We start from the raw sequence: 22,691 nt of genomic DNA, 5'->3' as shown, positions 1-22,691 counted from the left end.
CCTCGACCGACCGACCGACCCCCCATCGATGGAGACGCGCATGCCGAGCAGCAGCCCGAGCACGACCGCCCCCACCACCACCTCCGCTTCTGCCCGGGCGATCCCCGAGTTCGGAGCGACCTCTCCGCACGCCTACGACGTCGGCCTGCTGCTGCTGCGCGTGGCGCTCGGCCTGACCATGGCCGCCCACGGCGTCCAGAAGCTGTTCGGCTGGTTCGGCGGCGGGGGTCTCGACGGCACCGGTCGGTTCTTCGAGGTGAGCGGCTACCCCGCGCCCAAGGCCATGGCCGTCGTGGCCGGCCTCACCGAGGTCGGCGGCGGACTCGCTCTCGTCGTCGGCCTGCTGACCCCGCTGGCCGCCGCAGCGATCCTCGGCACCATGCTCAACGCCCTCGCCGTCACCTGGAGCGGCAACTTCTTCGCGGCGAAGGGCGGCAGCGAGTACGAGCTGCTGCTGATCGCTGTCGCCGCCGCGCTCGCACTGACCGGCCCCGGCCGCTACGCCGTGGACCGCTACCTGCCCGTGGTGCGCTCGCACCGACTGCTGTACGGTGCCGCCGCCGTCGTGGTCGGCCTGGTGACGGCCGGCGTCGTTCTGCTCGTGCGCAAGTGACGGACCCGCACCACCGCGGTTCGCGGCCGTGCACCGGAAAACCGGTTGCGAGGGCCTGAGCCGCCGGGCTTCAGTAGGGGCCGCCGGTCGACCGGCGGCCCCTGCCGTGTCCGCGCGTGTCGCGACCGGCGACGGTCCCCTGTGACGTGATGAAAGTGGTGGGTTTGTGCCCAGGTCGACAGCGAGCGCTCTTCGTACGTCCCGGACGGAGCCCGCATCGCCCGGACCGGCCGCCACCCGGCCGGTCTGACCCGACCGCGGTTCCGCCTCCGGGGCGGACGGACGGCGCTCACCTCATCCTGGGCCGACCGTTCCGACCGCATCCCGCAGGGAGCCACCCGACGTGTCCCGACGACACCGTGACCGCCTCGAACACCGCACCGACCACCTCGAACTCTCCGCCGAGTACGCGGAGTTCCAAACCCACAGCCATGCCCGTTCCCGTGCCGGCGCCCGTCCGGACCCGTCCGACCGCCGCGCCGGCCGGCGCTCCGGCGAGCCGACCGGCCGCGCCGCCGAGTCGTTCCGCTGCCGGAACTGCCGGCTGGACGTACCGCTGCGCGCGCCGGGCACCGCACACCGGAACCACTGCCCGAACTGCCTGTTCAGCCTGCACCTCGACGACCGCGTCCCCGGCGACCGGGCGTCCGAGTGCCGGGCCCGGATGGAACCGATCTCGATCTCGGTGCGCGGTGCGGGGGAGTGGGTCATCATCCACCGCTGCACGGCCTGCGACGAGTTGAGCGCCAACCGGACCGCCGGGGACGACAGTCCGCTGCTCCTGCTCAGGATGGCCACCCGGCCCCTGGCCCACCCGCCGTTCCCGCTGGAACGCCTGGCGGGGCCGGCCGGACTCTAGGGCGGATGCCGGGCGCCGGGGTCACCCGCCGGAACCCGGCGCCCCGCCAATCCGGCGCCCCGTCAATCAGGTACCCCGGCGCCCGTCCGGGTGCCCTCGGCGACCCAGTACACCCCGGCCCACCGTCTCCCGGGGCCGCGCCCCGGCCGGGCCAAGGCCGCGTCCGCGCACGGAACTCCACGCGGACGCGGCCGTTCGCTTTTCGTCCGTTCCGAGGCCTTCCCCTCGTCATGTGATGTGTGCCATTGTACATGTCACACTCCCCACCGGTGCTCGACGGGGCCGCCCCACGGCGCCGTCGCAACGGTCCTCACCCCCCCCACCGGCCGCGCCCCCAACGCGGCTGACCAGGCCCGGAGGCCCCCACGTGAGAGCCGCACGCCCTCTGCACCAAATACCTCGTCTCGCCAGGCTGTTGACGCTGGCCCTGGCACTGCTCCTGTCGGTCGGGCTGTTCGCGCCGCGCAGCCAGGCCGCCCCCGCCCCGGCCTCGCCGCAGCCCGGCGGCGGCTCGCCCGCAGCCTCGGCCGCCCCCACCGACCCGGCCCCCCAGCCGGCCATCGGTGAGACGCCCGACGACCACGGCAAGAACCGGCCGGTGCCCGCGCGCGAGCGCGCCCCGTTCTCGACGACCGCGCCCGACAGGGCGGCCGACAGCGGGTCGAAGGCCGCCAAGAACAGCGCTCTCGCCAAGAGCTTCGGCGAGAGCGCGGCCGCGGCCGCCGAGCAGCCCTGCAACGTGTCCGACTTCACCGGCCGCACCGGCAGCGCCCTGGTCCAGACGATCAAGAGCGCCGAACTCGGCTGCATCAACGACCTGTTCGTCCTCACGGGAGGGGACGCGAGCGGGGCCTTCCGCGAGTCCCAGATGGTCACCGTGGCGAACGCCCTGCGCGACACCGCCGCCGCCTACCCGGGCGACAACTCCACCTCCACCGCCCAGCTGGTGCTCTACCTGCGCGCCGGCTACTTCGTGCAGTGGTACCACGCGTCCGACGTCGGCACCTACGGCACCGCCCTGCAGAACGCGATCCGGCCCGCGCTGGACGCCTTCTTCGGCAGCGCCCACTCGCGTGACGTCACCGCCGCCAACGCCGCGACGCTCGGCGAGGCGATCACCCTGATCGACAGCGCGCAGGAGAACGTCCGCTACCTCCCGGTCGTCAAGCGCCTGTTGGGCGCCTACGACGCCACCACCCACAACCCCGCGGGCATGGGCAACGCGCTCAACAGCGTCTTCACCGTGCTCTGGCGCGGCCACCAGACGGCCGGCTTCGCCGCCGCGGTCCAGGCGGACCCGAGCGTGCTCGACACGATGTACTCCTTCGTCACCGCCAACAACGCGCAACTCGGCGGCGACTACAGCTTCCTGGTGTACAACGCGACCCGCGAGCTCGGCCGCTTCCTGCAGTACGCGCCGCTCAAGGCCAAGGTCCGGCCGCTGGAGAAGGGCCTGGCCGACCAGTCCTCGCCGTCCGGCCGCACCGCCTACCAGTGGGCGGCAGCCGCGGAGATGGCCGAGGCCTTCGACCCGGGCAACTGCTCCTACTACGGCACCTGTGACTCGGCGAACCGGCTCAAGTCGGCCGTCCTGACGGTCAACTACACCTGCAGCCCGAGCATCCGCATCATCGCCCAGGCCCTGGACTCCGGCCAGCTCGGCACCGCCTGCTCCAGCCTGACCGCCCAGGACGCGTACTTCCACGCGGTGGCGAAGGACAACGGCCCGGTGGCCGACGACAGGAACACCACGATCGAGGTCGTGGTCTTCCACTCCCGGTTCGACTACGGGGTGTTCGCGGCCAGCGTCTACGGCATCGACACCAACAACGGCGGCATGTACCTGGAGGGCAAGCCCGCCGAGGCCGGCAACCAGCCGCGCTTCCTCGCCTACGAGGCCGACTGGGCCCGCCCGGAATTCCAGATCTGGAACCTCAACCACGAGTACACCCACTACCTCGACGGCCGGTTCGACATGTACGGCGACTTCAACGCCGGCATGACCACCCCGACCGTCTGGTGGGTCGAGGGCTTCGCCGAGTACGTCTCCTACTCCTACCGCAAGCTCTCGTACGACGCGGCGATCTCCGCCGCCGGCCTCCACACGTACAAGCTCTCCACCCTCTTCGACACCACCTACAACAACTCCGACAGCGAGCGGGTCTACCGCTGGGGCTACCTGGCCGTCCGCTACATGCTGGAGCAGCACCGCTCCGACATGGACGCCGTGCTCGCCAAGTACCGTTCCGGCGACTGGGCCGGCGCCCGTAGCTACCTGACCGGCACCATCGGCACCCGGTTCGACGCCGACTTCGACCGCTGGCTGACCGCCTGCGCCGCCGGCTCCTGCGGCACCACCAACCCGCCGGGCAACCAGCCGCCCACCGCCGCGTTCGGCACCGCGATCGGCGAGCTGGCCGTCACCTTCACCGACCGCTCGACCGACCCGGACGGTAAGATCACCACCCGCGCCTGGGACTTCGGCGACGGCACCACGGCGACCACCACCAACCCGACCAAGTGGTACGCCAAGGCGGGCACCTACACCGTCACGCTCACGGTGACCGACGACAAGGGCGCCACCGCGAGCAGCCGGCAGAACGTCACCGTCTCGGCCCTGCCCGAGTGCTCCGGCGCCGACGTCCGGCAGCTCGACAAGAACTGCCGGCGCGGCAACCTCGCGGCGACCACCGGCAACTACACCCACTTCTACCTGTACCTCCCGGCCGGCGTGAAGCAGCTGAAGCTCACCAGCACCGGCGGTACCGGAAACGCCGACATGTACTTCAACACCGGCAGCTGGGCGTACACCAACGCCTACACCGCCCGGTCCGTCAACGCCTCCAACAACACCGAGACCCTCACCATCACCAACCCGCCGGCCGGCTACGTGTTCGTCAGCCTCTACGGCCAGCAGGGCTTCTCCGGCGCGAACATCAAGGCCGAGTACTGACCCGGCCCGACGTCCGTCCCCACGTCCGACCGCTGACGCACTGACGCCGACGCACTGACGTCGAACTGCCGAGGTCGAACCACCGACCGGCCGGCTCCGGCCGGAGGGTCCACCGGGTGCCCCCGGCGGCGCGCGACGCGCACCGCCGGGGGCACCTCCGTGGTCGTCCCACCCCGCTCACGCCCCGATCCGTACCAGCGCCAGCGTGATGTTGTCCGGGCCGCCGGCCTCGATCGCCGCCTTCCAGAGCGCGAACGCGGCCCGCCCGTCGGCCCGTCCGGGATCGTCGGGCGGGAGGTCGAGCAGGGCGAAGAGCTCGTCCTCCGGGAGCGGGTCGGTCAGCCCGTCGCTGCACACCAGGTACCGGTCGCCGACCGCCAGCGGGGCGCGGCGCACGTGCGGTTCGACGAAGGTGAGGCCGAGCGAGCCACCGAGCGACTGGGTGACCAGCGAAGTGGTGCGCCGACCGGGTTGCAGCGGCGGACTGTCGTCCACGCTGACCCGGCGCAGCCCCGTCCCCTCGACCCGGTAGACCCGGCTGTCGCCGACGTTGAACACCACGGCCTCGTCGGGCAGCAGCACCAGGCCCGCGACCGTCGTCCCCATCGCGGCCAGCTCCGGATCGTCGGCCGCCGCCGCGTACACCGCCCGGTTGCAGCCCTGGAGCGCCTCGCGGACGGCCTCCTCGCTGACCAGGTCCGGGCCGGCCGCCGCCAGCCGCCGCGCGACCAGGGAACTGGCCACCTCGCCGCCGGGGTGGCCGCCGAGGCCGTCGGCGACCGCCACCACGCACGGCGGGCCGACGGGGAAGAGCATGGTCTGCGGATTGGTGGTCACCGTCGCACAGAGCGTCCACGGCCCGACGGCCAGGCTGTCCTCGTTCTGTTCCCGCACCAGGCCCTCGTGGCTCAGCGCGCTCACCTCGATGTAGGCCGTCATCGGTTCGCCGTCCTTCCGGAGCTCCGGGCCGGCCGCGCCCGACTCCTCCCATTGTCGCGCGCGCCGTCCGCGCCGGGTGGGCCGTCCGCGCCGGGCGGGCCGGGCGGGCCGGGCGGGGCCCGCTCCCGGGTATTGCACCGACCGATCCAAAAAGCTACGGTGCTGCCATGGCGAGACCGCGCACCTTCGACGAGGACCGGGCGCTGGACGCGGCGATGCGCGCGTTCTGGGCGAACGGTTACGAGGCCACCTCCACACAGGACCTCTGTGCGGCGACCGGTCTCGGGCGGAGCAGCATCTACAACACGTTCAGCAGCAAGCACGACCTGTTCAAGCGGGCGCTGGCCCGCTACATCGACCTGATGACCATCCCGCAGATCGCCCTTCTGGAGGACCCGGAGCTGCCCCCGGCGGCGCGGATCCGGGCCCTGTTCGAGCGGATCGTCGACGCCGAGTTCGCCCTGCGCCCGGAGGGGCGCAGCATCGGCTGCCTGACCGTGAACACCATCGTCGAACTGGCCGGGCGCGACCCCGAGGCGGCCGCGATGGTGGGCCGGGACCAGGAGATCCGGCTGGTCGCGCTCCGGGGGGTGCTTGCGGCGGGGCAGCGGTCGGGCGAGATCGCCTCCCGCCGGGATCCGGGCGACCTGGCCCGGTTCCTGAACGCGGTGATCGGCGGCATGCGGGTCGCCGCCCAGGGCGGGGCCGACCGGGCCGCCCTCGAAGCCGTCGCCGCGACCGCGCTCGACGCCCTGGCCCCCTGAGGTCACCGCCCGACCGGACCTCCTTCCGCCTTCCCTTCCGCCTTCCCGCGCCTTCGCCTGCCCTAATTTTGAACCGATCAATCCAAAACCACCTGGGAGCAACACCGTGCCACGTGCCGTGTACGTCCTCGCCCTCGGCATCTTCGCGATGGTGACCAGCGAGTTCGCGGTCGCCGGGCTCATGCCGCAACTGGCGGAGGGCCTCGACGTCACCGTCCCGCAGGTCGGCTACCTGATCACGGCCTTCGCGGTCGCGATGTCGTTCGGCGGCCCGTTCCTCACCGTCGCGGTCCTGAGGATGCGCCAGAAGAACGCCCTGATCCTTCTCTTCGCGATATTCCTGGCAGGGAACCTGATCGCCGCGACCGCCTCCGGCTACCCGGTGATGCTGGTGGCCCGGGTGGTCACCGGCGTCGCGGCTCAGGCGTTCTTCGGCGTCTCGATCTCGCTCTGCGCGCAGCTCGCCCGCCCGGAGATCCGTGGGCGGGCCATCGCCGTCGCGATGAACGGCCTGATGCTCGGCACCCTGCTGGGACTGCCGCTGGCCACCGTGATCGGGGAGCACCTGGGCTGGCGGGCCGCCTTCTGGACGGTCGCCGTGCTCACCGTGGTCGCCGCGCTCTGCACCCTCGCCGGCGTGCCCGACGTCGACCACGCCGAGGGCGGCGGTTCCGTCCGCTCCGAGCTGGGCGTCTTCCGCAACCCCCGGCTCTGGCTGACCTTCTCCACCAGCACCCTGATCATCGGCGCGACCTTCGCCGCGTTCAGCTACGCCAACCCGATCCTCACCGAGGTCACCGGCTTCTCGGCCGGTTCCGTCCCGCTGCTGCTGGTCGCGTACGGCGCGGCCACCGTCGTCGGCAACACCGTGGTCGGGCGCTTCGCCGACCGCTTCGCGGTGCCCGTGCTCACCCTGGGTCTGGCGCTGAACGCCGTCTTCCTGGCGGGCTTCGCGCTCTTCGCCGACCTGCCGGTGCCGGCCGTCGCGTTCCTGCTGGGCATCGGTCTGGTCGGCGTCACGATGAACCCCGCGATGGTGTCCCGGGTCCAGCGCACCGGCAACGCCCGCCCGCTGGTGAACACCGTCCACTCCTCCTTCATCACCCTGGGGATCATCATCAGCACCTCGTTCGGCGGCCTCGCGATCGACGCCTGGGGCCTGCGCGCGCCCCTCTGGCTGGGCGCCGGCCTCGCCGTCGCGGGCCTGCTCACCCTCCTCCCCGAGGCGCTCGGTACCCGCCGCGCCCGACCCGCCCACCCCACCCCCGCTCCCATCGACCGCATCCCCGCCGACCGCACCCCCGAGCCCGCCTACACCGACTGACCTCCCCGCCCGGCCCCCGCTCCCGCCCCCGGCGGCCCTCGACAGCCCGGGGAGGGGGTCGGTGGGCAGCCGGGGGCGAGGAGAGGGGCGCTCGGGGGAATATCGGCGGGACGGTCGATGCTAAGGTGGTTGAAACTTTGACGATCGGATCCCGACCGGGATTCATCAGGAGTGTGGTGAGCAGCATGCAGTTCGGAATCTTCACCGTCGGCGACGTCACCCCCGACCCGACCACGGGCCGCACCCCGAGCGAGCACGAGCGGATCAAGGCGATGGTCGCCATCGCACGCAAGGCCGAGGAGGTCGGCCTGGACGTCTTCGCGACCGGCGAGCACCACAACACGCCGTTCGTGCCGTCCTCGCCGACGACCATGCTCGGGTACGTAGCCGCGCAGACCGACCGCATCATCCTCTCCACCTCGACCACCCTGATCACCACCAACGACCCGGTGAAGATCGCCGAGGACTTCGCGATGCTCCAGCACCTCGCGGACGGCCGGGTGGACCTCATGATGGGTCGCGGCAACACCGGCCCGGTCTACCCGTGGTTCGGCAAGGACATCCGCCAGGGCATCCCGCTCGCGATCGAGAACTACGCGCTGCTGCACCAGCTGTGGCGCGAGGACGTGGTGGACTGGCAGGGTCGCTTCCGCACCCCGCTGCAGTCCTTCACCTCCACCCCGCGCCCGCTGGACGGCGTCGCGCCGTTCGTCTGGCACGGCTCGATCCGCAGCCCGGAGATCGCCGAGCAGGCCGCCTACTACGGTGACGGCTTCTTCGCGAACAACATCTTCTGGCCCAAGGAGCACTTCCAGAAGCTGGTCAACCTCTACCGGGAGCGCTACGCCCACTACGGGCACGGCACCGCCGAACAGGCGTACGTCGGGCTCGGCGGCCAGGTGTTCATGCGGAAGAACTCGCAGGACGCGGTGCGCGAGTTCCGCCCGTACTTCGACAACGCGCCGGTGTACGGGCACGGCCCCTCGCTGGAGGAGTTCACCGACCAGACCCCGCTCACCGTGGGCAGCCCGCAGGAGGTCATCGAGAAGACGCTGACCTTCCGCGAGTCCTTCGGCGACTACCAGCGCCAGCTGTTCCTGATGGACCACGCCGGCCTGCCGCTGAAGACGGTGCTGGAGCAGCTGGACCTGCTCGGCGAGGAGGTCGTGCCGGTCCTGCGCGCCGAGTTCGCGAAGGGCCGCCCGGCCGAGGTCCCGGACGGGCCGACCCACGAGGCCCGGGTCGCGGCCGAGCTCGCCCGGCAGGGCGAGCAGCAGGAGCAGCAGGAGACCACGGAGGTGACCAAGTGACCGCGTACCGACTGGTGGTGGTCAGCGCCGGCCTGAGCAAGCCGTCCTCGACGCGGCTGCTCGCCGACCGGCTGGCCGAGTCGACGAGCCGCCGGCTCGGCTCCGCCGGGCGGCCGGTGGAGGTGACGGTGGTCGAACTGCGCGACCTCGCGACCGACATCGCGAACAACTTCGTCACGGGCTTCCCCGGCGCCGCACTGCGCGAGGCGATCGAGGAGGTCACCCGCGCCGACGGCCTGATCACGGTGACGCCGATCTTCGCGGCCTCGTACAGCGGGCTGTTCAAGTCGTTCTTCGACGTGATCGACCCGGACGTGCTCACCGGCAAGCCGGTGCTGATCGCGGCCACCGGAGGCACGCCCCGGCACTCGCTGGCGCTGGAGCACGCCGTCCGGCCGCTCTTCAGCTACCTGCGGGCGGTCGTCGTCCCGACTGCGGTGTACGCGGCCACCGACGACTGGGGCGCCGCGGGGGACCGGCTCACCGACGGCCTCCCCGGGCGGATCGACCGGGCGGCCGGCGAGCTCGCCGCGCTGCTGGCCGGCCGCGTCCCCTCGGCCCGGCCGGAGCAGACCGCCCCGGGTGCGCAAGCCCCGGCCGCCCAGGCCGTGGTCCCGTTCGCCGAGCAGCTCGCCGCCCTGCGGGTCTGACGGCGAGGCGGCGGCAGCGGCAGGGCGCCGGCACCGCGCGGCGAACCCGCGGCAAGAAGGGGCGGACCCGACCCGGGCCCGCCCCTTCGCCGTGCTGTGCGGCGGGTGCTCAGACCGCGCGCGCGTCGTACGAGGCGCGGGCCGTCGCGATCTCCCGCTGATGCGACTCCGTCCACGTCACCAGCGACTGGATGGTGGCGTGCAGCGTCCGCCCCAGCGGCGTCAGCGCGTAGTCCACCCGGGGCGGCACCACCGGGTGGACCGTCCGTTCGACCAGGCCGTCACGCTCCAGCTGCCGCAGCGTGACGGTGAGCATTCGCTGACTGACCCCGTCGATCTCGCGCCGCAGCTCGGTGAAGCGCAGCGAGCGGCGGTCGAGCAGGGCGATGACCAGCAGCGACCACTTGTCGGCGATCCGGTCGAGGATCTGCCGGACCTCGCAGTCCTCCCGGGTGTCCCACTGGAGCACGTCGTAGCCGTCCTCGGTACCCGCGCAGTGCGTCGGTAACTTCAAAGTGCCTTCTTCCACAGCTCCTGATGCTGCCTCAGGATGGCCAGTGGTTACAAGAGGGAACCGACCGGCCGAAGAGGAACCGGCTCGTTCTGTCGCCCTCGCCTCCCCGCGCACTCCCAGGAGACCTCCGTGTCCGTGTCATCAGCCGTGCCCGAAACCGGAAGCCCGGGCCCTGTCGGAAGCCCGGGCCCGTCCGGCGGCCGGGTCGACGCCGCCTCCGGGCCCCCGTCCCGCTTCGGCGGGCGGGAGGCAGCCGTGCTCCTCGTGCTCTGCGGCGCGATCTTCCTGGAGGGCATCGACGTCGCGATGCTCAACGTGGCGCTCCCGTCGATCCGCGCCGACCTGGGGATGAGCACCGGTTCACTCAGCTGGGTGCTGAGCGCCTACGTGCTCGGTTACGGCGGGTTCATGCTGCTCGGCGGCCGGACCGCCGACCTGCTGGGCCGGCGCCGGATGTTCCTGCTCTGGCTCACCGTCTTCGTCCTCTTCTCCGGCCTCGGCGGTCTCGCCACCGAGGGCTGGATGCTCATCCTGGCCCGCTTCGTCACCGGCCTCTCCGCGGCCTTCATGACCCCCGCAGGACTGGCCGTCATCACCACCGCCTTCGCCGAGGGGCCCCGCCGCAACCGCGCCCTGCTCGTCTACGCGGGCACGGCGGCGGCCGGCTTCTCGCTCGGCCTGGTGGCCGGCGGGCTGCTCACCGCCGTCAGCTGGCGCTGGGTCTTCTTCGCTCCCGTCCTGCTGGCCGGCGCCCTGCTGATCGCCGCACTGCCGCTGATCCCGCGCGACGAGGCGCCCACCCGTCGCTCCGGTGAACGCTTCGACCTGGCCGGCGCCGCGACCGCCACCGGCGCGATGCTGCTGCTGGTCTACGCGGTGGTCAGGCTCGGCGAGCCCGGCGCCGAGGCACTCTGGACGGTGGCCTCGCTGGCCGGCGGACTGGCCCTGCTGGCCGCCTTCGCGGCGATCGAACGGCGCTCCGCCGCACCGCTGGTCCGTCTCGGCCTGCTGCGCTCCGGGCCGCTCCTGCGGGCCAACCTGGGCGCGCTGCTCTTCGCCGGCTCGTTCTTCGGCTTCCAGTTCGTCGTCACCCTGTACCTCCAGGACCTGCGCGGCTGGAGCTCCCTCCAGACCGGGCTCGCGCTGCTCGCCGTCGGCGTGGACGCGGTACTGGCCCCGACGCTCACGCCCCGGCTGGTCGAGCGGTTCGGCAACGCCCGGGTGATCCTCGGCGGCTTCTGCCTGGCGGCCGTCTCGTACGCACTGTTCCTGCCGGTCGGGCTGGACTGGACGTACCCGATGATGTTCCCGACCATGATCCTCACCGGACTGGCGTTCGCGCTCGCCTACGGGCCGCTGACCATCGCCGCCACCGACGGCGTGGCCGAGGAGGAGCAGGGGCTGGCCGGCGGGCTGCTCAACACCTCCTTCCAGTTCGGCGCGGCACTCGGCCTCTCGGTGGTGACCACCGTCAACCTGGCGGCGACCGGCACGGACGGCACCGCGCAGGCCGGGCTGGACGGCTTCCGTGCCGCGCTGGTGGTGCCGGTGGCGGCGGTCGTGCTCGGCGCCCTGGTCACCGCGACCGGCCTGCGCCGCCGCACCCGCGGCTGACCCCCGCGCCACTGCGCCGCACCGTCGCGCCCGGCCCCCGCGCCGACCCCGCCCCAGGACCTGCCCCAGGACCTGTCCCGGGGACCGTGTCACCTGCCGGCCCGTACCGGACGGATCCTCCGTCCGGTACGGGCCTTCCCGCGTTCGGGGCGGCGACCGCGCCGTAATGTCCGCTCTGGGGTGTAATCGTACGGACGATCAGACCCCGGAGACCGGAGTCCGCCATGCCCTCCGTGCCGCCCCCGTCCGCCGCCCGACTCCCGGCCGCCGACCCGGCGCCGCCCGCCGACCCGCCCGACGCGCAACCCGTCCTCACCCCGCTCACCAGCGCCGCGATCTTCCTGGTGCTCACCGTCGACCCCGGTGGCGAGCAGACCGTCCGCGCGCTGCTCCCCGACCTCGCCGGACTGCGCCGCTCCGTCGGCTTCCGCGCCCCCGACGCGGGCCTGACCTGCGTCACCGGCATCGGTTCCGACGCCTGGGACCGCCTCTTCGCCGGCCCCCGTCCGGCGGCGCTGCACCCCTTCCGGGAGGTGGCCGGAGCCCGTCACCGCGCCCCGGCCACCCCGGGCGACCTGCTGTTCCACCTGCGGGCCGCCCGCATGGACCTCTGCTTCGAACTGGCCGGCCAGCTCACCCGGCGGCTCGCCGGGGCGGCCACCGTCGTGGACGCCGTCCACGGCTTCCGCTACTTCGACGACCGTGACCTGCTCGGCTTCGTCGACGGCACCGAGAACCCCGAGGGCCGGGCCGCGGACGCCGCCGTCCGGGTCGGCCCCGAGGACCCGGAGTTCGCGGGCGGCAGCTACGTCATCGTGCAGAAGTACCTGCACGACCTGGACGCCTGGAACAGGTTGCCGGTCGAGGCACAGGAGCGGGCGGTCGGCCGTACCAAGCTCACCGACATCGAACTCGACGACGACTCCCAACCCGCCGACTCGCATGTCTCCCTGACCACGATCACCGGCCCGGACGGCGAGGAACGGCAGATCATGCGGTTCAACATGGCCTTCGGATCGTTCGAGGACGGTGGCGAGTTCGGCACCTACTTCATCGGCTACGCGCGCGACCCGGAGGTGACGGAGGAGATGCTGCGGAACATGTTCGTCGGCCGCCCGCCGGGCGCGTACGACCGGCTGCTGGACGTCTCCACCGCCGTCACCGGGACCCTCTTCCACGTGCCGACCGCGGACTTCCTCGACGACCCGCCGCCCGCACCGGCCGCGGACACCGCCGACGCCCCGCCCGTCCCCGCAGCGCCGCCCCGCGCCCCGTCCCTCGCCTCCTTCGATGGCTCGCTCGCCATCGGCAGCCTGAAAGAGACCCCGTCACGATGAACAACCTGCACCGCGACCTCGCCCCCGTCTCGGCCGCCGCCTGGGAGGAGATCGAGGAGGAGGCCCGGCAGACCTTCAAGCTGCACGTCGCAGGCCGCCGGGTGGTCGACCTGAGCGGCCCCGAGGGCCTCGCGCTCGCCGCCGTCGGAACCGGACACCTGACCTCCATCGACCCGCCCGCGGACGGTGTCGTGGCCCACGCCAGGGAGGCCCGGCCGGTCGTCGAACTGCGCGTCCCGTTCACCGTCTCGCGCGAGGCCGTCGACGACGTCGAGCGCGGCTCCCGCGACTCCGACTGGCAGCCCGTCAAGGACGCCGCCCGGGCGCTCGCCCTGGCCGAGGACCGCACCGTCTTCGAGGGCTACCGGGCCGCGGGGATCGAGGGCATCCGCGCCGGCGCGTCCAACCCGGCGGTGCCGCTCCCGGCCGACGTCCGGGACTATCCCACCGCCGTCAGCCAGGCCCTCACCGTCCTCCGCCTCGCCGGCGTCGGCGGCCCGTACGCCCTGCTCCTCGGCGCCGGGGCCTACACCGCCGTGAGCGAGACCTCGGACCACGGCTACCCGGTGGCCGCACACATCGCCCGCCTGCTCGACGGCGAGATCATCTGGGCCCCGGCCGTCGAGGGCGCCTTCCTGCTCTCCGCCCGTGGCGGAGACTTCGAACTGGTCCTCGGCCAGGACGTCTCCGTCGGGTACCTCTCCCACACCCCTGACACCGTGGACCTCTACCTCCAGGAGTCCCTGACCTTCCGCCTCCTCACCGCAGAGGCCGCCGTAGCCCTGGGCGGCTGAGAAGTCGGGCGGGGTGCCTCACTCGTCAGAGCAGGCACCCCGCGCAGGGGTTCAGTCGTTGACGGTCCGAGCCGCCCAGATCGGCATGGCGATGACGGACCCGGTGTTCGACGACAAGGAACCGCCCGGTATCGGTCGGGCGGCGCTTTCGGTCGTGAGCTGGTGAGCTCCCAAGGTGCCTGCCAGCCCCAGGGCGGCAACGAGGGCCGCGCGAATGACCGAGTTTTTCATGTTCATGGTCATGTACTTTTGATCCCGATCTACGCATGTCAAAGTTTCAACATGGCGCCGTCCGATTGGCGGTGCGGCGCTGCCATATGCGGAATCGTAGTACGGCTGGGGCTGGATGGAATCACTGATCCATGTGAGCGGATCATGAGATCGATATTGCTCACAGTTGTGGTGTTTCTGTGGAAATTGCTTGCATGAGGTGATCGAGATCGGTCGGACTCGACACTTCAAGAGCATGCAGGAGGGTAAGTGCGCGTCTGGCGGCCGTTCGGGCGGCGGGGGTGTCCCCGAGGCGGGCATGGGCGTCGACGAGTAGTTCCCAGGCGCGGGCCTCTTCCTGCGCGGCGTGGAGCTGGCGGGCGAGATCCGTCGCCCGGGTCAGCGTGTCGATTGCACGTTCGATATTCCCCTGTGACAGATCGACCCGGCCCAGTCCTCGCAGCGCGGCTGCCTCCTCGCGCGCTGCGCCCACTGAGCGGGCCAGGTCCAGGGCTCTCGCGTGGTGGGCGGAAGCCTCGCTGTGGCTTCCCGTCGACTCAAGAAGATCGCCGAGGCCGTTGTGAGCGTCCGACTCGTGCCGGACACTGCCGAGTTCGCGGAACGTCGTGAGTGCGGAGTGGTAGAGGTCCTGAGCGGCAGGGAACTCATCCGGGATCTCAAGAGTGGCGGCGAGATTCGTCTTGATGGTGGCCAGGTCGAGCTGGGAAACATGCCCGTCGTTGATTCTGATAATCCGTTCGAATGCCTTTCTGGCTGGTCTGCGCTCGCGCATTCCGAGTCTGATCTCGCCGATATTGTTGAGGATCTTGAATTCGAGACTCGAGTCCGAAAATGACTGGGCGTGCGGTAGCGCCTCGGTCAGCGATTCGAGTGCCGCCCGGTGATTCCCCATGGAAATGTGAATGACGCCGATATTGCAGAGGAAGCGGGCCGTGTTCCAGTGGTCGTCGAGGGTTCGGCGCACTTCCATCCCGCTCAGCTGGACGGCGAGCGCGGATGCGAGGTCGCTCTGAGCCCAGTGGACCTCGGCTTGTTTGCCCAGGACCTCGGCCTCCGCCTCCGGGTCCGCCGAGGCCCGGGCGAGTGTCAACGCGTGGGTGAGCGTCCGGCCCGCCTCCGGGTAGCGGGAAAGGCGGATGAGTGTCGATCCCAGGTCGAGCAGTGCCCATGCCTCGCGCTGAGTGTTCCCGGTCGCGCGCCAGTGCAGGACGCTCGCGAGATGTGCTTGATATGCGTCGGCCCAGTATCCCTGGGAGTCGAGGTCGGCGCCCAGCACGTGCGCCAGCCATCCGGCGGCCTCTCGCAGGCCGTTCTCCCGCAGCGACGCAGCGAGGGCAAGCAGGCCCGCTCGTTCGGCCTCCAGCCAGGTGCGCGCGGAGGCCGGTTCGCGTAGTCCGAGTTCGGCCAGAGTGTCGTACGGAAAAGCAAACTGACCCGGAGTCGGCAAATTCTGGCGAGGTCGGTTCGGATAGACGGCCCGGTCCGCCATGTCACCCGCGTGAAGGGTGAGACCCGCAAGCCGCCGCAGCGCGCCGTCGCGCTCGTCTGCGCTGTCCTCCTGGTGTGCGAGTGCGACGGCGTACTCCTGGAGCAGATCGTGGAACTGGTAGCGCTCGGGCGAGCGTTCCTGGAGGAGGTGCAGACGTAGAAGGCTTTCGAGGATCTGGTCCGTCTGGTCGAGGGGGCGATCGATGAGGGCCGTCGCGGCGGGGAGGCCGAAGTCGGGTCCGGGATGGAGACCGAGGTGTCGAAAGGCGCGGCGCTGCTCGGCCGAGAGCTCCTGATAGGAGACCTCGAAGGCGGAGGCCACCGTGGCGTAGCCGTCACGGATCTCGAGAAGCCGGTTGCTCTTTCTCGAGAGCCGTTGGATCAGATGGTCGAGGGACCACGAAGGTCGGGCCCGGAGCCTGCTCGCAGCCAGCTCGATCGCGAGCGGAAGCAGCCCGCATCGGCGCACCACTTCGGCGAGCTGGCTCGATGCGCAGGCTCTTTCGGGGCCGATGAGTTGGGCGAACAAGTCCATCGCGTCCTTGAGCGGGAGGACATCGAGGAAGAGTGACCTCGCACGAGACAGCTCGGTAAGACGCCGGCGGCTTGTGACAATCACTAGGGAGGTGGGGGCGGACGGCAGGATGTCCCGGACCTGCTCGGGACCGACGGCGTCGTCGAGGACGACGATCGCCCTTCGTTCGGCCAGAAGTTTGCGGCACAGCGCGCTGAGGTCCGCGCTGTCCGAGGGCATGTCCGCGACGCCGACGCCCAGGAGTCGCAGGAGATTGGCAGCTGCGGTGGTCGAGGTGAGCGGCTGGGGGCCGCCCTGGGCGCGCAGCGGTATGTAGTACTGGCCCTCGGGGAACTCGTCCCGCAGTAGATGTGCCACGGTCAGGGCGAGCGCGGTCTTGCCGACTCCTGCCATCCCTGATATCGACTCCACCGTGATCACGCCGCCTCCGGCCAGGGCCGATGTCGGACCTGACCGCAGCCGGTGTAACTCCGCTACCCTTCCGACGAGATGCGGGGGCGCCGGGAGATTGGACCGACTGTCCTGCTCGGGGTGGCGTACTGGCGTTGCCTGTCGGGCGGGGGTCTGGGCTCCCCGAGGATCGCGACGGGTGAACAACTCGGCGACCGGGGCGCCCCGCAGCATCCGCTCGTGGAGGCGGGTGAGGGCGGCGCCGGGGGCGGTGCCGAGGTCGGCGCGGAGGCGGCGGACGACGGCGGGGTAGACGGCGAGCGCCTCGGCCTGGCGGCCGGCGCCGTGGAGGGCGACCAGCAGGTGGGCGGCGACGCGTTCGTCGGTGGGGCGCTCCTCGCGGAGCGCGGTGAGTTCGGGGATGAGTTCGCTGTGGCGGCCGAGCCGGAGGTCGATCTCGACCCGCAGGAGGGTGGTGGCGAGGCGCTGGTCGGCCATGGTGGCGCGGGTGGACTGGGCCCAGCCGCCGGGGAGCCCGGCGAGCGGTTCGCCGCGCCACAGTTCCTCGGCCCGGCTCAGGACGGTCCGCGCCTGGACGTCGTCCCCGTTGTCCGCGAGTTGGCGGGCTCGCCGCGAAAGGTCGACATAGCGATGCCAGTCGATCAATTGGGGGTCGGTGCGAAGCGCATACGTGTGCGATCGGGTGTCGATGGTGGGGACGTCCCGGGGCGCGCTGAGGCCTTCCGCGTCGGCGGCCTTTCGCAACTCGCTCCGAATGCGGGAGACGTGACTGTAGATGCTGGCCAGCGCGCTGGGCGGCGGTTCCTCGTCCCAGATCCTGTTGGCCAGCCACTCGTGCGAGAGCGGTCGCCCCACCTCCAGGGCCAGGGCGGCGAGCAGGCGGCGACGCTTGTCCGAGCGAATCGCCAACAACTCGCCGTTCACCGAAAGTTCAACCGAGCCCAGAAGATGGAACTCCATTCGACGCCCCCCGCCGGTTGGCTACCAGCTTGCCGTGTCGGAGGTGAGCATCCCACGCTTTCGGGCGCCGCTGCTATACCGTCTGCCTTCTTCAGGGATCGAGGTTATTGGCATATTCTCCATATGACCATGCGTCATGTGGTATCGGCTGCACGGTATTTGATCACCTCTGATCACCGTCGGGGTCCTGCCACTCGGATACGTCGTTCTGCGGGTAGGGGGACCAGTGGAGCCTGTGACGTTCACGGAGCCGGATGCGCAGCCGGGTGCACGGCCGGCCGGCGGGAGCGGCCGGTGAGTGAGGCGGATCAGCAGTCGAAGGGCGGGAGTTACTCGGTCTCCGGCACCCGGGTGGGCGGTTCGGTGGTCCAGGCCGGGTCGATCCGGAGCGTGCACATCCACGGCGGGCCGGCCCCGGCCCCGGCGCTTCCCGTGCCACGCCAACTCCCCCCGGTGCCGCGACGCTTGGTCGGACGTGAGGACGATCTCGCGGCGCTGGACCGGTCGTTGGGCGACGCGACCGACGCCGCCGACGTCACGGTGGTGGTGACCGGTCCGGCCGGGGTGGGCAAGACGGTGCTCGCCACCCAGTGGCTGCGCGGCCTGTCCGGCAGGTTCCCCGACGGCCAGCTCTACGCCGACCTGCGCGGTCACGCCCCGGGCGGGCCGGCCGACCCGGCCGAGGCGCTGGGTGCCTTCCTGCGGGCCTTCGGGATCACGCCGGTGCCCGGCAGCCTGGCGGAGGGAGCCGCGCTGTGGCGCTCGCTGGCCGCCGAACGCCGGATCGCCGTGCTGCTCGACAACGCCTCCACGGCGGCGCAGGTCCGCCCGCTGCTGCCCGGTTCGGAGCACGCCGTCGTCGTGGTCACCAGCCGGCGCCGCCTCACCGGCCTCGGCATAGACGGGGCCGTGTTCCGCAAGGTCGACCTGCTCTCGGACGACGCGGCGGCGCAACTGCTCACCCAGCGGGTCGGCGAGGACCGGGTGGCCCGCGAACGCGCCGCCGCCGCCGAGGTGGTGGAGCGCTGCGCGGGCCTGCCGCTCGCGGTCTGTCTGGCCGCCGCCCGGATCGCGGCCCGCCCGGTCCAGTCGCTCGCGGCCACCGCCGAGGCGCTCGGCCACGAATCCGACCGGCTCGCCGCATTCGACGTGGAGGGAGAGGCCGTGCACCACGTGCTGGACGCGTCCTTCGATGTGCTGGACGCGGACGCGGCGCGCTTCTACCGGCTTCTCGGTCTGTTGCCCTTCCCCGTCTTCACGCTCGATGTCGCCTGCGCCGTGGGCGACTTGGCACCCGGCGTGGCGGACCGGCTGCTCGACGGCCTGATCGACGTCCACCTCCTGGAGGAAATGGAGGGCGGATTCCGTTTTCACGATCTGGTGAAGTTGCACGCCCGGGCGCTCGCCGTCGAGGTCCGTGACGCACCGGAGGGCCGGGCCGCCGTCGACCGTGTCCTCGACTGGTACCTGGCCTCCGCGACCGCCGCCGAGGCGCTGCTCAGCCCGAGCCACCGCACCCTGGGCCGTGACTACACGCGGCAACCGGTGCCCCGCGCACGAGAGTTCACCGAGGAGGCGGAGGCTCTCGGCTGGCTGGACGCCGAGGCCGACCGGCTCGCGGACGCACTGCGCTGGGCCGCCGCCACCGACCGGACCGCCGTCGCCTGGCAACTCGTCGACGCCATGTGGCCGTTGTTCCTCCGGCGGCGTCCGGCCCGGCTCTGGATCGAGGCGCACCGGATCGGCCGGGCCGCCGCCCGCGCGGCCGGCGACCGGGCCGGGGAGCTGCGGATGCTCACCTCCGGCGGCACCGGCCTGCGCAACGCCGGGGAGGGGGAGGAGGCGGCCGCCTGGTTCGAGGAGGCGTTCGCGCTGGCTCGGACGGTGGGCGACCCGCTCGTCGAGGCCGACGCGCTCTACGGCCTGAGCCAGACCCACCGGACGGCGGGCCGGCTCACCGAGGCGGCCGAGTGCCTCCGCGGGGCGGTCACCCTGCGTGAGGCCCGGGGCTACGCCCGTGGCACCGCCCTCGCCCGTCTGGCGCTGGGTGACGTCCTGCTCGCCGCCGGGCGGGCCGCCGAGGCCGTCCCGGTGATCACCGGCGCCCACCGTGAGCTGGCCGCCGTGCCCGCCGCGTACGAGGCCGCCCGGGCGCTCGCCTTCCTCGGTCAGGCGCACGCGGCGCTCGGTGCGGACGGGGAGGCGGAGCGTTGCTACGCGGAGGCGCTGGCCGAGTTCCGTACCGGTCAGGCCCGGCACTGGGAGGCCCGTGTCCTCGAACTCACCGGCGACCTGGCCCGTGACCGCGGGCGCCTCACCGAGGCGGCGGCCCGGTACCGGGAGTCGCTGGCCCACTATCGGGCGCTGGCCGCCCCCGACGCCGCCCGCCTGGCCGCCGGCCTCGACGCCCTGGGGGCCGCCGCCTCCCCGTCGGACGACGGGGAGGCGGGCCCGGAGTAGTGGTGCCGCCGGGCGCGGGTCGGTTCGGCTCACCGGCCGTCGGGCCGTCCGGGTGGGCGCCCGGTCGGCGGAGCGGTCGGCGGGGAGGGTGTACCGGGTCGCCGTCCGCGGCCGAACCTGCCGCCGAGCGACCCGTGCGGGGAGGACGCCGAGGCGGCCAACGTGGTGATCTCGGCCAGTGCCCGCCCGGCGGCCAACCAGGCGTGGGCGAGCGAACCGACGGCCGACCGCGGCCAGGAGGACGGCGGACCGCCGGTGCCGGGCCGGAGCCGGAGGGCCAGCCGCCCTCCCGTCCGGGCGAGGACGAGGAACGAGCCCCCGCCGCACTCGGCCGAGGCGACCGCGCAACCGGGGTGCGCCCGCAGGACGGCGGCGAGCCGGGCGAGTGCCTGTCGGGGATCGGGCGCGCGGAGGTGGAGGACGTCGGCATGGTGGCGCCACCGGCCGGCGTCGGGGTCGGTGAGGTCGAGCGCCAGGTGCTCGTCGACGAAGGTGCGGGCGAGCGGGTCGCCGTCCGGATCGTTCCGCAGGCAGCTGGTGAGCAGACCGTGGCAGAAACCGGCGGGGGAGTGGACGCGGGCCTCGAAGAGCGAGGCGGGCGCCCCGGCCGACGGCGCGAGGCCGTCGGCCGGGGCGAGCCGCACCGTGTGCAGTGCGGCCACGGTCACCCCCACCCGCCGTGTCCGCCGTGTCCGGCAGATCCGCCGGGCCCGGCGAACCCCGCGCCCCCCGAGGACGACACGAGCGACAGGGGCGGGGGAAGGGGCAGCGCCGGTGGTTCCGGCGCGTGGGCGGGTTCGCCCAGGCCGAGGACGCGGTAGAGCAGCCGCCGCATCCGCCGGTCGAACCGGCCCGGCTCGGAGCTGATCCGCGCGGCGATGGCGGCGTACTCCTCGGGCCGGTACTGCTCCGCCGCGTACGCGAGCTGGGCGGTCAGCGGGTGGGCCGGGGTGAGTGACGGCGCCGTGCGGGCGAGCAGCGCGCCGGGCGACCGCGGATTGACGTCCCGGTGCGGGTACTCGGCGAGCAGGATCGGCGCCCGGGTCATCGTGCCGTACAGGGTGACGGAGCCGTGGTCGCCGATGATGAAGTCGGCCGAGACGAGCAGCGGCCGCCAGTCCTCCTCGGGCGAGAGCACGGTGACCGCCCCGCGCGAGGTCGCCGTCGCCCAGGAGCGCACGGCCCAGGGGCTGTGCTGGGCGGCGACGTTGGGGTGGACCAGCAGCGCGGTCCGGTAGCCGTGCCGGGGCAGTTCGGCGGCCAGCCGAGGCAGGACCGCGTCCAGCCTGGTGAACAGCGAGCCGCTGCCCCAGGTGGAGCAGACCACCACCAGCCGCTCGTCGGGCCGCAGCCCGAGCGCCGCCCGGTACCGTTCGCGGGCGGGGAGCGCGGCGGCGATCCGGTCGTAGCAGCCGTCGCCGACCACCTCGGCGATCGGCAGCGCCTCCGGGCAGCCGCGGCCGAGTTCGGTGAGGTCGTCCTGGTGGGCGAGCGCGTACGCGGTGGGCACCAGCTGCCCGTTCCAGGTGACGTACTCGGGCCCGAGCCCGGCGACCGTTCGAGCGGACCGCCCGGACTCGGCGCCCACCGGTTCCGCCCCCACCGGGCCCCCGCCCGTCGGGTCTCCTCCTACCGCGCGCTCGCCGGCCGAGCCCCCGCCCGTCGCCTCCGCCGGGCCGGTCGCGCCTGCCACCCCTGCCACCCCTGCCTGCCCGGGTGACAGCTTGATGTGCCCGGCCCCGTGCGGCAGCCGGACGAGCGGGCCGCGCAACTGCTCCAGTCCCTGCGAGCCGGCCGCCAGCACCAGGTCGAACTCCCGCCGGACGGCCTCCGCCCACGGCAGCACCGTGCCACCGAGCCGCCGGACGTGTGCCGCCGCACCCCCGTTGAAGGCGTGCGGCGCCACCGTGAACTGGACGTGGACCCGCAGGTCCGCGCCGAGCAGCGGGTAGATGTCGTGCAGCCGCTGGCCGTACACCATGGAGTGCACGACCACCAGCACCTCCTTGCAGTCGGTCAGCGTGGCCCACGACCGCCGGTTGCCCGGCCGCTCCCCGCCCTGCTGTCCGTTCCGCCGTTCCCCGTGGCGGACTTCCCCGTGCACCAAGGTCATGTCGGTCCCCCTCCTTGATCCCGGTCCGGGGCCCCGGGTCTCGGCGGCCCCGACGAGGGTCTGCCCGGGCGGTCTGGCGGATTCCATGACGGGTCCTGGCAGGTGCTTGCACAAACCTTGCGCGCAGCCCTTCCCCGGTCCACCGCCCGGCCCGTTACCGCGGCTCGCCGGCTCGCCGGCGCCGTTCGCGGCCCCTCTGCCGGACCCGCCGGAGGGCCGAAGGGTACTGAGTTCCTTTACGAGGGGTACTGAGTGCCGTATTCTCTCGGGAGAGCCTCTGACGCCAGTCGAAGAGAGCCGACAGGGCATGCCGGTCCAGGTGGCGCGCGCCGCACGCAGGGCGCGGTGCGCCGGACTTGGCACTCAGTACCCTCGGCATGACCTGAGGCCGTGGACCAGTGCACCCGTACCAAGTGCACCCGTACCAGGAGAACCGCTCATGAGCTTGAGGATCGTTGTCTGTGTGAAGCACGTGCCGGACGCGACGGGTGACCGTCGTTTCTCGGGCGATCACACCACCGACCGGGAGGGCGTGGACGGCCTTCTGTCGGAGCTGGACGAGTACGGCGTGGAGCAGGCGTTGCGGATCGCGGAGGCGAGCGGTGATGCCGAGGTGACGGTGTTGACGGTGGGTCCGGACGATGCGAAGGACGCGCTGCGCAAGGCGTTGTCGATGGGTGCGGACAAGGCCGTGCACGTGAACGACGACGGCATCCACGGTTCGGACGTGATCGGGACGTCGGCGGTGCTGGCGAAGGCGTTGGAGAAGACCGGGTTCGACCTGGTGATCGGTGGTATGGCGTCGACGGACGGGTCGATGGG

Annotated in this window: 17 protein-coding genes and 1 pseudogene; 12 read left to right on the top strand and 6 right to left on the bottom strand. The window is 72.3% G+C overall.

The genetic code is table 11. From position 1 onward, the window contains the following. Window positions 1-40 precede the first annotated feature (40 nt). The 3 genes from ABZY91_RS23875 (at window position 41) to ABZY91_RS23865 (ending at window position 4,425) form a co-directional block, all read left to right on the top strand. A complete protein-coding gene (locus ABZY91_RS23875; RefSeq protein ID WP_355405141.1) occupies window positions 41-613 on the top strand; it encodes a DoxX family protein in 573 nt (190 codons plus the stop codon). A gap of 343 nt (window positions 614-956) precedes the next feature. Beyond that, window positions 957-1,472: an RNHCP domain-containing protein gene (locus ABZY91_RS23870; protein ID WP_355405139.1), complete on the top strand. Its 516-nt coding sequence runs from the start codon at window positions 957-959 to the stop codon at window positions 1,470-1,472. A 415-nt stretch (window positions 1,473-1,887) separates the two neighbouring features. Beyond that, on the top strand, window positions 1,888-4,425 hold the full coding sequence (locus ABZY91_RS23865) for a collagenase (protein ID WP_355405137.1): 2,538 nt from the start codon (window positions 1,888-1,890) through the stop codon (window positions 4,423-4,425). 177 nt (window positions 4,426-4,602) lie between these two features. On the opposite strand, the gene ABZY91_RS23860 is transcribed toward ABZY91_RS23865, so the two are convergent. After that, window positions 4,603-5,364 (bottom strand): PP2C family serine/threonine-protein phosphatase, encoded by a 762-nt coding sequence (locus ABZY91_RS23860; protein WP_355405136.1) that lies wholly within the window; start codon window positions 5,362-5,364, stop codon window positions 4,603-4,605. A 167-nt stretch (window positions 5,365-5,531) separates the two neighbouring features. Between ABZY91_RS23860 and ABZY91_RS23855 the strand changes: the two genes are divergently transcribed. The 4 genes from ABZY91_RS23855 to ABZY91_RS23840 all read left to right on the top strand — a co-directional run bounded on the left by ABZY91_RS23855 (window position 5,532) and on the right by ABZY91_RS23840 (window position 9,412). Next, window positions 5,532-6,128, top strand: coding sequence for a helix-turn-helix domain-containing protein (locus ABZY91_RS23855; protein WP_329947807.1), 597 nt, complete (start codon window positions 5,532-5,534; stop codon window positions 6,126-6,128). A 106-nt stretch (window positions 6,129-6,234) separates the two neighbouring features. Next, entirely contained in the window at window positions 6,235-7,452 is a 1,218-nt protein-coding gene (locus ABZY91_RS23850; protein WP_355405134.1) for an MFS transporter, read from the top strand. A 185-nt stretch (window positions 7,453-7,637) separates the two neighbouring features. Next, entirely contained in the window at window positions 7,638-8,762 is a 1,125-nt protein-coding gene (locus ABZY91_RS23845) for an LLM class flavin-dependent oxidoreductase (RefSeq protein ID WP_355405178.1), read from the top strand. Continuing rightward, the gene (locus tag ABZY91_RS23840; RefSeq protein ID WP_355405132.1) at window positions 8,759-9,412 is read left to right on the top strand and encodes an FMN reductase; all 654 of its coding nucleotides are present in this window, start codon (window positions 8,759-8,761) and stop codon (window positions 9,410-9,412) included. Before ABZY91_RS23845 ends, ABZY91_RS23840 begins: the two co-directional genes overlap by 4 nt. Window positions 9,413-9,521: 109 nt before the next feature. Here the strand turns inward: ABZY91_RS23840 and ABZY91_RS23835 are convergent, their stop codons facing one another. After that, window positions 9,522-9,926 (bottom strand): helix-turn-helix domain-containing protein, encoded by a 405-nt coding sequence (locus ABZY91_RS23835; RefSeq protein ID WP_329947804.1) that lies wholly within the window; start codon window positions 9,924-9,926, stop codon window positions 9,522-9,524. Window positions 9,927-10,181: 255 nt separating this feature from the next. On the opposite strand from ABZY91_RS23835, the gene ABZY91_RS23830 reads away from it, so the two are divergent. The 3 genes from ABZY91_RS23830 (at window position 10,182) to ABZY91_RS23820 (ending at window position 13,671) form a co-directional block, all read left to right on the top strand. Beyond that, window positions 10,182-11,540 (top strand): MFS transporter, encoded by a 1,359-nt coding sequence (locus ABZY91_RS23830; protein ID WP_355405130.1) that lies wholly within the window; start codon window positions 10,182-10,184, stop codon window positions 11,538-11,540. A 224-nt stretch (window positions 11,541-11,764) separates the two neighbouring features. After that, the gene (locus ABZY91_RS23825; RefSeq protein WP_355405128.1) at window positions 11,765-12,877 is read left to right on the top strand and encodes a Dyp-type peroxidase; all 1,113 of its coding nucleotides are present in this window, start codon (window positions 11,765-11,767) and stop codon (window positions 12,875-12,877) included. Further along, entirely contained in the window at window positions 12,874-13,671 is a 798-nt protein-coding gene (locus tag ABZY91_RS23820) for a family 1 encapsulin nanocompartment shell protein (protein ID WP_329947801.1), read from the top strand. Before ABZY91_RS23825 ends, ABZY91_RS23820 begins: the two co-directional genes overlap by 4 nt. A gap of 51 nt (window positions 13,672-13,722) precedes the next feature. On the opposite strand, the gene ABZY91_RS23815 is transcribed toward ABZY91_RS23820, so the two are convergent. Continuing rightward, a complete protein-coding gene (locus ABZY91_RS23815; RefSeq protein WP_329947800.1) occupies window positions 13,723-13,914 on the bottom strand; it encodes a hypothetical protein in 192 nt (63 codons plus the stop codon). Window positions 13,915-14,062: 148 nt separating this feature from the next. Continuing rightward, complete coding sequence (locus tag ABZY91_RS23810; RefSeq protein ID WP_329947799.1) at window positions 14,063-17,296, bottom strand: BTAD domain-containing putative transcriptional regulator; 3,234 nt, start codon at window positions 17,294-17,296, stop codon at window positions 14,063-14,065. Between the two features lie 294 nt (window positions 17,297-17,590). On the opposite strand from ABZY91_RS23810, the gene ABZY91_RS23805 reads away from it, so the two are divergent. Next, entirely contained in the window at window positions 17,591-19,756 is a 2,166-nt protein-coding gene (locus ABZY91_RS23805; protein WP_355405126.1) for a tetratricopeptide repeat protein, read from the top strand. Between the two features lie 29 nt (window positions 19,757-19,785). Here the strand turns inward: ABZY91_RS23805 and ABZY91_RS23800 are convergent, their stop codons facing one another. Further along, window positions 19,786-20,418, bottom strand: coding sequence for a hypothetical protein (locus ABZY91_RS23800; RefSeq protein WP_355405124.1), 633 nt, complete (start codon window positions 20,416-20,418; stop codon window positions 19,786-19,788). Between the two features lie 2 nt (window positions 20,419-20,420). After that, window positions 20,421-21,869 carry a hypothetical protein gene (locus ABZY91_RS23795; protein ID WP_355405122.1) on the bottom strand — a complete coding sequence of 483 codons (1,449 nt, stop codon included), beginning with the start codon at window positions 21,867-21,869 and terminating at the stop codon, window positions 20,421-20,423. 439 nt (window positions 21,870-22,308) lie between these two features. On the opposite strand from ABZY91_RS23795, the pseudogene ABZY91_RS23790 reads away from it, so the two are divergent. Further along, window positions 22,309-22,691: pseudogene (locus ABZY91_RS23790) on the top strand (electron transfer flavoprotein subunit beta); the annotation flags it as partial.

Origin of the sequence: Kitasatospora sp. NPDC002965 (genome assembly GCF_040611255.1) — a bacterium.
In the GTDB taxonomy this organism is placed as follows: domain Bacteria; phylum Actinomycetota; class Actinomycetes; order Streptomycetales; family Streptomycetaceae; genus Kitasatospora.
Note: the sequence above shows the minus strand (reverse complement) of the source record. Positions and strands in the feature narration are given on the sequence as shown.